At 73.0% G+C, this 12770-nt stretch carries 11 protein-coding genes and 1 tRNA gene; 5 read left to right on the top strand and 7 right to left on the bottom strand.

Going from position 1 to position 12770, the window contains the following annotated elements; genetic code table 11:
- From ACFV0G_RS19195 to ACFV0G_RS19210, 4 genes are all read right to left on the bottom strand, one after another.
- Positions 1–1126 (bottom strand): DUF445 domain-containing protein (locus ACFV0G_RS19195; RefSeq protein WP_380548759.1); only part of this gene is annotated, 1126 nt, incomplete at its 3' end.
- A gap of 112 nt (positions 1127–1238) precedes the next feature.
- On the bottom strand, positions 1239–2198 hold the full coding sequence (locus ACFV0G_RS19200; RefSeq protein ID WP_380548762.1) for an ATP-binding cassette domain-containing protein: 960 nt from the start codon (positions 2196–2198) through the stop codon (positions 1239–1241).
- A gap of 83 nt (positions 2199–2281) precedes the next feature.
- Positions 2282–3142, bottom strand: coding sequence for an ABC transporter permease (locus ACFV0G_RS19205; protein ID WP_380548765.1), 861 nt, complete (start codon positions 3140–3142; stop codon positions 2282–2284).
- On the bottom strand, positions 3135–4016 hold the full coding sequence (locus ACFV0G_RS19210; protein WP_380548768.1) for an ABC transporter permease: 882 nt from the start codon (positions 4014–4016) through the stop codon (positions 3135–3137). Before ACFV0G_RS19210 ends, ACFV0G_RS19205 begins: the two co-directional genes overlap by 8 nt.
- A 265-nt stretch (positions 4017–4281) precedes the next feature.
- On the opposite strand from ACFV0G_RS19210, the gene ACFV0G_RS19215 reads away from it, so the two are divergent.
- Entirely contained in the window at positions 4282–6699 is a 2418-nt protein-coding gene (locus ACFV0G_RS19215; protein WP_380548771.1) for a transglycosylase domain-containing protein, read from the top strand.
- 35 nt (positions 6700–6734) lie between these two features.
- On the opposite strand, the gene ACFV0G_RS19220 is transcribed toward ACFV0G_RS19215, so the two are convergent.
- Positions 6735–7037 carry a GroES family chaperonin gene (locus tag ACFV0G_RS19220; RefSeq protein ID WP_380548785.1) on the bottom strand — a complete coding sequence of 101 codons (303 nt, stop codon included), beginning with the start codon at positions 7035–7037 and terminating at the stop codon, positions 6735–6737.
- Between the two features lie 175 nt (positions 7038–7212).
- A complete protein-coding gene (locus tag ACFV0G_RS19225; RefSeq protein WP_380548774.1) occupies positions 7213–7557 on the bottom strand; it encodes a DUF3618 domain-containing protein in 345 nt (114 codons plus the stop codon).
- A 142-nt stretch (positions 7558–7699) separates the two neighbouring features.
- Here ACFV0G_RS19225 and bcp point away from each other — a divergent pair, with 142 nt between their 5' ends.
- Complete coding sequence (gene bcp, locus ACFV0G_RS19230) at positions 7700–8173, top strand: thioredoxin-dependent thiol peroxidase (protein ID WP_380548776.1); 474 nt, start codon at positions 7700–7702, stop codon at positions 8171–8173.
- A 177-nt stretch (positions 8174–8350) separates the two neighbouring features.
- Positions 8351–9025, top strand: coding sequence for a hypothetical protein (locus ACFV0G_RS19235; protein WP_380548779.1), 675 nt, complete (start codon positions 8351–8353; stop codon positions 9023–9025).
- Between the two features lie 74 nt (positions 9026–9099).
- Here the strand turns inward: ACFV0G_RS19235 and ACFV0G_RS19240 are convergent, their stop codons facing one another.
- Entirely contained in the window at positions 9100–11487 is a 2388-nt protein-coding gene (locus ACFV0G_RS19240) for a chitinase C-terminal domain-containing protein (RefSeq protein WP_380548788.1), read from the bottom strand.
- Positions 11488–11827: 340 nt separating this feature from the next.
- Here ACFV0G_RS19240 and ACFV0G_RS19245 point away from each other — a divergent pair, with 340 nt between their 5' ends.
- Positions 11828–12481, top strand: coding sequence for an HNH endonuclease (locus tag ACFV0G_RS19245; protein WP_380548782.1), 654 nt, complete (start codon positions 11828–11830; stop codon positions 12479–12481).
- A 71-nt stretch (positions 12482–12552) separates the two neighbouring features.
- Positions 12553–12636: transfer RNA gene (locus ACFV0G_RS19250), tRNA-Leu, on the top strand.
- The last annotated feature ends 134 nt before the right edge of the window (positions 12637–12770 follow it).

Below are 12770 nucleotides of genomic sequence, written 5' to 3' on the forward strand. Positions count from 1 at the left end.
GGGGGGGGGGGGGGGTGGGGGGCGCGGCGCGCCCCCCCCCCCCCCCGGCCGCGCCCCCCCGGCGCTCGCATGTGGGGTTGCTCCCCGCGGGGCGCCCCCCCCCCCCGAGGGTGCGCACGGCGTCCCAGGAGGAGGCGATGAGGTCCTGCACCTCGGGGCGCCGGAGCAGGTCGGCCTTGGCGTGCTCGACCCGGGCGATGGTGTCGGGGTCGTGCTGGAGCTCGGTGGCGAAGTCGGCGAGGAAGTTGTCGATGGCACCGCGGGCGGGGTGGTTCGGGTCGTCCCGGATGTCGGTGACGAACCGCATCAGCTCCTTGTAGACCCGTTCGCCGACCTGGTGGTCGATGAACTTCGGGGTCCAGCCGGGGGTCTTGCTGGTGACCCGCTGGACGATGTCCTCGTGGTGCACGGCGAGCCAGTGGTGGACCCGGACGGCGACCAGGTCGACCACCCCGTGGTGGCCGCCGTCGGCGACCACCTTGCCGAGCAGCCGGCCGGCGGGCTCGGCGACCGGGGTCGCGGCGGCGCGGCGGGTGACGGCCTCGGCGACGACGGCCTGGACGTCCTCGTCGCGCAGCACGGCTATCACCCCGCGCAGGGCGGCGGAGGCCTCGCGGGTGACGCGTTCGGCGCTGCCCGGCGCGGCCAGCCACTCGCCGAGCCGGTGGGCGATGCCGATGGCGTCGAGGCGGGCCCGGACGACGGACGGGGAGAGGAAGTTGTCGCCGACGAAGTCGCCCAGGGACTTGCCGAAGGCGTCCTTCTTGGTGGGGATGATCGCGGTGTGCGGGATGGGCAGCCCGAACGGGCGGCGGAACAGGGCGGTGACGGCGAACCAGTCGGCGAGCGCACCGACCATGCCCGCCTCCGCGGCGGCCGCCAGGTAGCCGGCCCAGGCGCCGGCGCCGGCCGCGTCCGCCCAGGTGGCCAGGGCGAACACGACCGTTGCCAAGGCCAGCAGGCCGGTCGCGATGGTCTTCATCCGGCGGACGCCCTGGCGCTTGCGCTCGTCGGCCTCGGTGAAACTGACGCCGGTGCCGCGCACCGGGCCGCCGGCCGTGCCCGGCCCGCCCGGTGCGCCGGCCCGCGGTCCGGGTCCCGTCCCGGTGCTGTGTTCGACGCTCACCCGGACAGTCTGCCCCGTGCGGCACGCCCGTCACGCGCCCCGTCGGCCGCCGCGCGCCGTGCTCCCCCGGGCGGCGCCGCCGGGTGGCGGCCCCCGCCCGGGGGTGGCGGGCTCAGCCGATGGCGGCGCCCTCGTACATCCGGGCGATCACGTCCTCGATGGCGGGTTCGCGGACGGACAGGTCGGCGAGCGGGTAGCGGGCGGCGATCGCGGCGACGATCGGCGCGGCGCTGTCCCGGGCGGGGAAGGCGAGCCACTGGCGGGGGCCCTCGACGCGGACGGTGCGGGCGCCGGGCACCTCGATCGGCGGGGCGGACACGGCGAGGTCGACGACCAGGGTGCGTTCGCTCTCGCCGGCCGCGTGGAGGCCGCCGAGGTCGCCGTCGTGGACGACCCGGCCGTGGTCGATGACCATCACCCGGTCGCAGAGCTGTTCGATGTCGGTGAGGTCGTGGGTGGTGAGCAGGACGGTGGTGCCCTCGGCGGTGTTGACCTCGCGCAGGAACTGCCGGACGCGGGCCTTGCTGACCACGTCGAGGCCGATGGTGGGTTCGTCGAGGTAGAGCACCCGGGGGTCGTGCAGCAGGGCGGCGGCGAGGTCGCCGCGCATCCGCTGGCCGAGCGAGAGCTGCCGGACGGGTGTGTCGAGCAGGGCGCCGAGGTCGAGCAGGTCGATGCAGCGGTCGAGGTTGGCCCGGTAGCGGGCGTCGGGGATCCGGTAGATCCGGCGGGCGAGCTCGTAGGAGTCGCGCAGCGGCAGGTCCCACCAGAGGGTGGTGCGCTGGCCGAAGACGACGCCGATCCGGCGGGCGAGGCGGACGCGGTCGCGGGCGGGGTCGACGCCGGCGACCCGGAGCCTGCCGGAGGTGGGCACCAGGATGCCGGTGAGCATCTTGATGGTGGTGGACTTGCCGGCACCGTTCGGGCCGATGTAGCCGACGCACTGGCCGGCCTCGATGGCGAAGGTGAGGCCGGCGACGGCGGTGACCTCGCGCCGTTCGCGGCGCAGCCGGCCGGTCCTGGTGCGGACGGTGAAGGTGCGGCGGACGTCGTCGAGTTCGATGAGGGACATGGTGCGGGGCTCCTCCTGGTCGGCGGGTCGGATCGGGTGCACCCGGAGGGGGTGCACCCGGAGGGGGTGGGGCCGGATCGGGTTCAGCTGCCGGTGCCCCGGTAGGCGCGCAGTCCGGTGCGCCAGGCGAGGGCGGCGGCGAGCACGCAGAGCGCGGCGGCGGCCGGGGAGGCGAACTGGAAGGCGGCCGGCAGGCCGAGCGGGTCGGGCCGGCCGAGGATGTGCAGGGCGGGCAGCCAGTTGACGAACGCCAGCGGGAGGCCGAAGACGGTGCCGGCGACGAGCTCCTTGGCGAACACGGTCGGCGGGTACTGGAGCAGGGTGGCGCCGCCGTAGGTGAAGGAGTTCTGCAGCTCCCGGGCCTCGCCCCACCAGAACTGGAGGGTGGCGAAGCCGATGAAGACGCTGCCGAAGATCACGCTGCCGCAGACCAGCATCACCGGCAGCAGCAGCACCTTGTCGGGCGTCCAGGTGACCGGCAGCGCGGTCAGCGACCAGGCGAGCACGGCGGCGGCCTGCGCGGGCCGGCCGAGCCTGCGCAGCGAGAAGCGCTCGGCGCACAGCTGGGCGAGGGCCGGCGCCGGGCGGATCAGCACGGTGTCGAGGGTGCCGGCGCGGATCCGCTCGCCGAGGGCGTCGATCGAGCCGACGGCGAGGTTGGCGATGCCGAGGGCGAGGGCGGAGGTGCCGTAGAGGAAGCCGAGCTCGGGCAGGGTCCAGCCGCCGAGGGTGGTGGTGTGCCGGAACATCAGGACGATGACCACGAAGTCGAGCGAGGTGATGGCGGTGTTGGCGAGCAGCATCAGGACGAACGAGGTCCGGTAGGACATCAGCGCCCTGGTCCACATGCCGGCCGTCAGCCACCAGGTGCGCAGGGCCTCGCGGGCGGCGCCCGCCGGGCCGCCGCGGGGGCCGTCGGGGAGGGCGAGGGCCGGGTCAGCCACCCTGCACCACCACCTTGCGGCTGGCGAGCGCGAGCACGATCCGGCCGGCGGCGAACAGGGCGACGGCCCAGGCCAGCTGGAAGGCGAGCCCGGTGGCGAGGGCGCCGCCGGTGCGGCGGCCGAGGAGGACGTCGGTGGGGATCTGGATCAGCCCGGCCCACGGCATGACGGCGGCGAGGTCGCCGAGCAGCCCGGGGAAGAGCGTGATCGGCAGCAGCATCCCGGAGAAGAACATCGCGACGACCAGGACGACCGCGCGGACGCCCTCCGAGTCGTGCAGCCAGAAGCCGGTGAGCGCGACGAGGAAGCGGACGCCGAAGCTGACCAGGACGGCGAGCAGGACGGAGAGCAGGAAGGCCGCCCAGACCGCGGGGTCGGCGGGCAGCCGCAGGTGGAAGGCGAGGGCCCCGGCGAGGGTGGGGGCGGTGCCGCGGGCGAGCAGGTGGAAGGCGGCGCGGCCGAGGTCGGCGGAGAGCCACCAGGTCTGGAAGTCGACCGGCCGGTAGAGGTCGACGGCGATGTCGCCGGTGCGGAAGCGCTCCTGGATGTCGTCCTGGAAGCCGCCGCCCCAGACGGCGACGGTGACCAGCAGCGACTGGCTGATCCAGATGTAGGTGACGGCCTGTTCGGTGTCGTAGCCGCCGAGGCCGGGCCGGGCGTGCCAGAGGGCCAGGAAGGTGTAGGCGAGGATGAAGCCGAAGACGGTGTTGGTGAAGGCGCCGGCGAGGGTGGCGGCCCGGTAGGTGGCGTAGCGGCGGAAGGAGCCCGCCGCTACGGCCCGGTGGAGGGCGAGCCCGCCGCGGAGCGCGGCGCCGCGGCCGGCGGGTTCGGGGGGCGGGCCCGAGGGTGGCCCAAGCCTCCGTGCGGTCAGCATATTGTCTCCTTATCGACTTTTCCGGGCAGAGTCGTGCGCATGCGTACGGAGGCCGCGCCCGGGCACCGGGGCAGCCCCGATCGGCCCCGACCGGCTCACCCCCGGGGGTCCGGGGCGGCGGGCGGAGCTGTACGTCATCTGCTGCGCTATGGGGTTGTCACCTTTCACCGTAGCGCCCGCAGGCGGGTGCCGCACGGGAATTCGGCGCGCCGAAGCCGGTCAGGCAAAACGCCTGATTTGGTGTCAAATCGCCCATAATCGCCCCATGAGCAGAGCGCAGCGAGCGAGCCAACCCCGCCGCGACCGGCAGCCCGGACCCGCACCGGACGCCGCCGCGCGCACCGAGCCGCCCACGCAGCGCCGCCCGGGCCTCCCGGACGCCCCCGAGACGCCCGCCCCCGACACACCCGGCATCCCCGCCCAGGACCCCGGCGGCCCCCCCCCGCCCGGCCCCACCCGCCGTCACCGCCGCCGGGAACGCCGCGCCGCCCGCCGCGCACACCGCCGCAGCCTGCCCCGGCTGCGCCGGCTCGTCCCGACCTGGCGTCAGACCACCGGCGCCGCGGCCGGCTCACTCCTCCTCGGCGGCGCCGCCTTCGCCGCGCTCTACCTGCTCGTCCCCGTCCCCGACCCCAACGCGCACGCCGTCGCCCAGAGCAACGTGTACTTCTACGCCGACGGCACCACCGAGCTCGCCCGCACCGGCGCGGTCAACCGCGAGGACGTCGACCTGTCGCAGATCCCCACCGACGTCCAGCACGCCGTCGTCTCCGCCGAGGACCGCACCTTCTACCGCAACAGGGGCGTCGACCTGAAGGGCATGCTCCGCGCCGCCTGGAACAGCGCCACCGGCAAGGGCATCCAGGGCGGCTCCACCATCACCCAGCAGTACGTCAAGAACTACTACCTGACGCAGGACCAGACCTTCACCCGCAAGGCCCGCGAACTCTTCATCGCCCTCAAGGTCGACAGCCTGGAGACCAAGGACGACATCCTCGCCGGCTACCTCAACACCAGCTACTTCGGCCGCAACGCCTACGGCATCCAGACCGCCGCCCAGGCCTACTTCGGCATCGACGCCGCCCACCTGACCCTCGCCCAGGGCGCCTACCTCGCCACCCTGCTCCAGGCCCCCAGCGCCTACGACGTGAAGGCCACCAGCCCCGCCAACCGCGAGAAGGCCGTCGCCCGCTGGAACTACGTCCTCGACGGCATGGTCACCCTCGGCTTCCTCGACGAGGACACCCGACAGGCCACCACCTTCCCCGACACCCTCGACCCCCAGCCCGCCAAAGGCCTCACCGGCCAGGCCGGCTACCTGGTCGACATCGCCGACGACTACCTCACCCAGACCGGCGTCCTCGCCCCCGGCGACCTGCGGGCCGGCGGCTGGCGGATCACCACCACCTTCGACAAGCCCCGCCAGGACGCCTTCGTCGGCGCCGTCAAGCAGGAACTCACCGCCGAACTCAACCCGGCCGCCCGCCCCGGCACCGACACCGACGTCCGGGTCGCCGGTGCCTCCGTCGAGCCCTCCACCGGCCGCATCGTCGCCGCCTACGGCGGCCCCGACTACGCCGTCCAGCCCTACAACGACGCCCTGCGCCAGGACAACCAGGTCGGCTCCACCTTCAAGCCGATCGACCTCGCCGCCGGCCTCGAGGGCGACCGCACCACCCAGGACAACAAGCCGATCACCACCCAGACCCTCTACGACGGCACCAGCGGCCGCGCCGTCGTCGGCGGCCCCATGCCGTACGCCCCGCCCAACGAGGACAACGAGAACCGCGGCACCATCACCCTGCGCGAGGCCATGGTCCACTCGGTCAACGCCGTCTACGCCCAGGAAGGCGTCGACGCCGGCCTCGACAACGTCCGGCGCACCGCCATCCGCCTCGGCCTGCCCGACAGCCTCCAGGGCATGGACCCCACCAACACCTCGATGACGCTCGGCACCGCCACGCCCAGCGCCCTCGACCTCGCCGGCGTCTACGCCGCCCTCGCCAACCACGGCCAGGCGATCCGGCCCTGGGCCGTCGCCAGACTCGAGAAGCCCGGCTCCGACGAAGTGCCCGCACTGCCCGGGCACGACCCCACCACCGCCGTCAGCCGCACCAGCGCCGACGCCGTCACCGACGTGCTGCGCGACGTCGTCGGCCCCAAGGGCACCGGCAACGCCGTCCAGGCCCTCAACCGGCCGGCCGCCGGCAAGACCGGCACCACCGACGACAACCGGTCCGCCTGGTTCGCCGGCTACACCCCCGAACTCGCCACCGCCGTCGGCCTCTTCCGGGAGAACACCAAGACCCACGCCAAGGAGTCGCTGGCCGGCACCGCCGGGTACGAACGCGTCAACGGCGGAACGTTCCCCGCCCGGATCTGGACCTCGTACATGGGCGCCGCCCTCGCCGGCACCCCCGTCCGCCAGTTCGACCTGCAACCCGGCCCCGGCAACACCCAGCCCCCCGAGCCGCCGTCCCCCACCCCCAAGCCGGCCGTCAAGCCCAAGCCCAAGCCGAAGCCCAAGGCCACCGTCCCGCGCCCCGCGACCGCCCGCCCGGCAGCCGCCGTCGCCGCACCCGCAGCGCCCCCCGGACCGCTCACCGAACAACCGGCCGCCGACCAGCCGGCCACCGCCCCCGCGCCCGAACCCGGGCCCGTCCCGCCGCCCGGCGCCCCCTGACACCGGACGCCCCGGGACGGGCACCCGGCCCGGGACTACAGGTACAGGCCCGTCGAGCCCTCCGCACCCGCCAGCCGCTCCGCCGCCACCGCATGCAGATCCCGCTCGCGCAGCAGCACGTACGTCGCCCCGCGGACCTCGACCTCCAGCTTGTCCTCCGGGTCGTACAGCACCCGGTCCCCCGGCTCCACCGTGCGCACGCTCTGGCCGACCGCCACCGCCTCCGCCCACGCACAGCGCCGCGACAGCTCCGCCGTCGCCGGAATCAGAATGCCCCCCGTCGACCGGCGCTCCCCCTCGCCCGTCTCGGTCCTCACCAGCACCCGGTCGTGCAACATCCGGATCGGCAGCTTCTCGCCCAGCCGGTCATGACGGCCATGGTCGCGCTGCACGCTCTGCTCGTCGTTCTCGCTCACGCCCCCGACCGTACCCGCCCCGGCTGCCCCGGGTGCACGTCGGCCCGGCAAACGGCGGGGCCGGGACGCCACTGCGCCCCGGCCCCGCCGAACGAGATCAGCCCTTGCGCCACCGCCGCGCCGACGCCGCCAGCAGCACCAGCCCGACGCCCACCAGCGCCACCGGCACCACCCGCTCCTTGCGCGGACGGCCCTTCTCGTCGGTGAACTGCGCCTTCACCTTCTCCACCGCGCCGCTGGCCGCCACGTACGCGCGGCCGGCCTTCTGCTCGACCGCGGCCATCGCGCGCGCCTTCGTCTGCGCCACCACCGTCGCCGGGTGCACCCGCATCGCCAGCTCGTCCAGGGTCGACGCGAGCCGGTCGCGGGCCTGCGCGATGTCCGCCTCGATCTGGGCCGTCGACCGCGCGGCCGCCGTGTCCTTCGTGCTCGCCTCGCCCACCCGGGCCACCCCAATCACTGATGCATTCCTGTGCGACCCCACCAGTCTGTCAGCTCCCCCACCGCGTCGCGCAGCACCACCCACCAACAGAGGTAGGTTTGCCGTGGTACGACCACCCGTCCAGCACGAGGAGAGATCCACCGTGAGCGAGCGCCTCAAGGCCGGCGACACCGCCCCCGCCTTCACCCTGCCCGATGCCGACGGCAACCAGGTGTCCCTCGCCGACCACCTCGGCCGCAAGGTGATCGTCTACTTCTACCCGGCCGCCCTCACCCCCGGCTGCACCACCCAGGCCTGCGACTTCACCGACAACCTGGAGGCCTTCTCCGGCGCCGGCTACGACGTCATCGGCGTCTCGCCCGACAAGCCGGAGAAGCTCGGCAAGTTCCGCGACACCGAGGACCTCAAGGTCACCCTCGTCTCCGACGTGGACAAGTCCGTCCTGGAGGCGTACGGCGCCTACGGCGAGAAGAAGCTGTACGGCAAGACCGTGGTCGGCGTCATCCGCTCCACCGTCGTGGTCGGCGAGGACGGCAAGGTCGAGCACGCCCTCTACAACGTCAAGGCCACCGGCCACGTCGCCAAGCTGCTGCGCGATCTCAAGATCGGCGCCTGACGGTCCGACAGCACGGCGGCCCGCCCCGGGCGGGGCGGGCCGCCGCCGCGTGTCACCGTCCTGTCCCGGCACCGTCCGGAAACGGCCCGACCGCCGCCGGCCGGTCCACTCCCTCACTAGCGTTCTGACCACCGGGTCCAGCAGCCCGGTCCGCCACCACGCCACCGGGAGACCGCCGTGCCGAACCTCGGCCCCCGCACCGCCCGCACCCTGCTCGCCGCCGGCACCCTCGCCGCCGCCCTCGCCCTCACCGCCTGCGACCCCTCCGGCGGCCCGGACGCCGCACCGACCGCCGGCACCGGCACCACCTCCCCCGCCGCGGCCGCCTCGTCCCCCGCCGCCGCACCGCCCGCCTCCACGCCGGCCGCCGCACCCACCGCCGCCACGACGACGCCGGGCAGCACCGCGGGCAAGCACCGGCTGGCCACCGCCGCCACCGCCGGCGGCCTCGCCAGAGTCACCGGCCAGGGCGCCGTCAGCGACGTCCCGGTCGACCCCGGCGAGATGCGGACCGGCATGAACCTCGTCGTCGAGAACTTCCGCGGCAACGGCCGCACCGTGCTGTTCGTCGGCGTGGACGGCGTCCCCGAGGACCCGAACAAGCGCCGCGAGCACCTGTGGCGCGGCCTGATCGACTACGCCGTGGGCAACGGCTCCACCGGCAGCCCCGGCACCGGCACGCCGTACGCCGCGGGACCGCTCGGCGGCTCCCTGGAGTGCCTGCCGATGGGCGCCGACGCCCTCTGCGGCTGGGCCGACTCCTCGACCGCCGCCGTGGCGCTCTTCCCCGGCACCGCCCCCGCCGCCGCGGCCCGTCAGTTCGCCGCCATGCGCGCCGACCTGGAGCACTGAGGCCGGCACGCGCAGCGGTGGCGGCCGACCCCCCGACCGGGTCGACCGCCACCGCCGTCCGTCACCTCAGCCCGTCAGCACGGACCGAGGTCGCTCCACACACCCCACTGACCGGTGGTCGTGGGGTCCTCGCCCTGGGTCCACCACTTGTTGCTGTAGGTGTGGCCCTGCCAGGACACCTTGGTGCCGGCGGTCGCGTACGCCGTCGCCGCGCTCCAGCTCGGCGCCGTGCAGGCCCCGCCGCTCGACGAGGCGCTCGCGCTGGGGGACGCACTGCTGCTCGGGGACGCGCTGCTGCTCGGCGAGGCGCTGGCGCTCGCGCCGGCCGACGGCGAGGCCGACTGCGACGCGGAGGCGCTCGGCGAGGAGGTCGCACCGGACGCCCCGCGGGTGAAGTCGCCCGCCAGCCCGTACAGCGTGCCGCCGACGTTGACCGTCCAGTTCGCCGGGGTCGAGACCGGCAGGTAGTAGACGAAGTCGATGTCCACCGAGGCACCCGGCGCCAGCGACTGCCAGCCCGGCAGCTTCACCGACACCCGGTTGTACGTCCCCTTGAGGCCGCCGATGTTGTTCGCCGCCGTGTTGTCCTGCCGGATCACCGACAGTCCGAAGCCCGACTGGTCCTTGGCGTTGCCCGGGGCCGAGTTGCTGTAGTCGAACTGGAACTCCGTGCCGCCCGGCAGGGTCAGCGCCGAGTTGTTGACGATGTGGATCTTCGGGTTGATCGGGTAGTTCGAGTCGCCCAGCGCGAAGTTGGTGAACGACACGTCGATCGGCAGGGTCTGCTGCGGCAGCGCGACCGTCGACCGGACCGCCCCGTACGGCGAGGCCGCCTTGAACTTGTCGTACATCAGCGAGGTCAGCGTCGAACCCTGGACGTACTCGCCCTTGCCGCCGTTCGCGGCGGCGTCCCACTTGTAGTCGCCGGCGAGCTCCCAGATCATCGCGCCGCCGGCGCCCTGGTCCACCACGTAGTCGGCCTTCGCACCCACCGACCGCTCGTCCTCGGTCGACAGGAAGACCTTCTTGGTGCTGTTCCACAGCCATGGCGCCACAAGCGAGGCGCTGTAGTTGCGGGTGTAGGTGCCCTGCAGCGCGGTGTCCGTCAGACCGTACTTCGACAGGTAGTCCGGAACGACCCCGGCCTCGAGGTTCTTCGCGTGCCACATCGGGTTCGAACCCGCAGGTGCCTCCTTGCCGTTGGTGTCCAGGTCGTGCCAGAGGTTGTCGATGCCGACCGCACCGTCACCACAGGTCGTCAGCCCCGCCCCGGCCGGGCAGGTGGTCGACGACGCCGTGCCCCACAGGCCGTTGGTGCCGCCCGTCACGTTCTTGAACCCGCGGGTGTAGTACGGCAGTCCGATGTTGATCCGGCCGGCCGGCATCGCCCCGCGGAAGTAGTGGTACGCCCAGTCGGTGTTCAGGTACCCGATCCCGCCGTACTGCGAGGTCCCGTAGACGTTGGCCGCCGTCAGCTCGCCGTCCTTGCCGTCGTCGTACAGCGAGGCGTTCGGCCCGACGTACTGGTTCCAGGCGCCGTGCAGGTCGTAGGACATGATGTTGACGTAGTCCAGGTACTGCGTCACCTGGAAGGTCTCCATGCCGCGCAGCAGATATCCGGAGGACGGCGCCGCGACCGACAGCATGTAGTAGTGGCCGTCGGCGGCCCCGGCCCGGTCGAGCTTCTCGCGCAGCGTCTTCATCAGTGCTGCGTAGCCCTTGACCAGCGAACCGCGCTTGGCGTTGGAGATCGAGGTGTCCAGCGGGTTGCCCGCGTCCTTCATCGACGTCGGGTACTCGTAGTCGATGTCGACACCGTTGAAGCCGTACTTCTTGATGAAGTCGACCGCCGAGTCGGCGAAGGTGTTGATGCCCGCCTGGTTGACCGAGCCGTCCGCGTTCACCGTGGTCGAGTAGAAGCCGCCGGAGGACACCCGCGAGCCGTCGTCCCCGAAGTAGCCGCCGGTCTCCGCCCAACCGCCGACCGAGATCAGCGTCTTGACGTTCGGGTACTGCTTCTTGAACTTCGTCAGCAGATTGAAGTGGCCCTTGTACGGCAGGCTCGGGTCCATCTCCGCACCCGCCACCCCGGGGAAGGTCATCCCGGTCGCCGCGTCGGTCGGCCCGTCCGTGCCCACCGACAGCTTGTTGTCGCTGCCGATGTGGCCGAAGGCGTAGTTGAGGTGGGTGACCTTGTCCCACGGGATGTTGTTGACCAGATAGGCGGGCGTGCCGTCCTGCCCGGTCCGCCAGCCCGTGAAGTAGCCGATGATCCGACGCTGGTGGTCCGCGCCCATCTTCTCGCGGCCCGCCGCGTCGTAGGCGTCGCAGTACGGCACGTCCACGCCGGGCGTGGTGTACATCCCGTCCGGGCGACAGGACTGGTTGTCGGCCGCCGCCTGCGAGGGCGACGCACCCAGCGTCGCCACCAGCAGCCCGGCCAGACCGACCGCGGCCGACACCGCGAACGACGCACGCCGGAACGGACCCTTGCGGCGGACCGTGACGGGACGCTGCTCCGTCAGGGTTCGGTTCAACACTCGGTCCTCCAGGAGAGAGTGTCGGCACGTCCGAGTGGGGGCGGACGCGCAGGTGGGGGAGGGTGGGACACGCCGCAGCCGACGCACCGTCAACCACCCGGCCGTCTGCACAACGGAGTGCGCCGAAGTTATGTGGTCTGGACCACCCAGGTCAATAGGTCTGTACCAACAGCCTGTTGAAGGCGCCCGTGACCCCCGCCCCGCCCACTCGTTCTCCAACTGGGGGACGGGTACCGAACACAGGAACCCACAGGGGGCACGGATGCAGATCAAGTACACGAGGGAGCTGCTCACGACGATGGCGGCCACGGCGTCGTCGCTCGATGAGCTACTGGTCGCACTCGGCAAGGAGCCGGAGCTGTACAACCGGCGGTACTTGCGTCGACAGCTCAACCTCCACGGGGTGGAGACCTCGCACTTCCGGACCAGGGGCACCGTCTACACGGAGGAGCGACTGAGGGAGGCAGTCGCCGCATGTCACACCATCGCCGGAGTGGTCCGCTACCTCGGCGAGCGCTCGGCAGGCGGAACACAGCAGCACGTCGGGCGCCGCATCAAGGCGTTCGGCATCGACACCTCGCACTTCACCGGCCAGGGACACAACCGGGGCCGGAGGTCCGGACGCCGCCTGCGCCCGGACCAGGTGCTCGTACAGCGCCCCGCGGACGCCAAGCGACTGCCCGGCAGCCGAATCCGCCAGGCACTGCTCGAACTCGGCATTCCCGATGCATGTGCCGTCTGCGGGATCGGCCCGATCTGGCGAGGACTGCCGATGGCCCTGGAGGTCGACCACATCAACGGCGACTGGTCGGACAACCGCCGCGAGAACGTGCGGTTGATCTGCCCGAACTGCCATGCCACGACCGACACCTACTGCGGGCGGAACAAGAACCGGCGAACCGCGCCGTCCGACTGACGGCAGCGCCGACGCCACGAGCGCAAAGCCGCTGTCATCGCCGCGGAGGCAGCCCCTAGACTGGGGCCGATGCGGCCGTGGCGAAATCGGCAGCCGCGCAGGTTTTAGGTGCCTGTGGAGGAAACTCCGTGAGGGTTCGAGTCCCTCCGGCCGCACGGACAAAGGAATCGATGGGGGGGGCCCGCGGGGGGGAGGGGGGGGCGGGGGGGGTCTGGGAGCGCCACCCCGCGCGCCCCCCCCCCGCGGCGGGCGCGGGCCGGGGGCTGGGGGGGGGGGCGGGGGGGGGGGG

The organism is Kitasatospora sp. NPDC059571 (assembly GCF_042735675.1).
Classification (GTDB): domain Bacteria; phylum Actinomycetota; class Actinomycetes; order Streptomycetales; family Streptomycetaceae; genus Kitasatospora.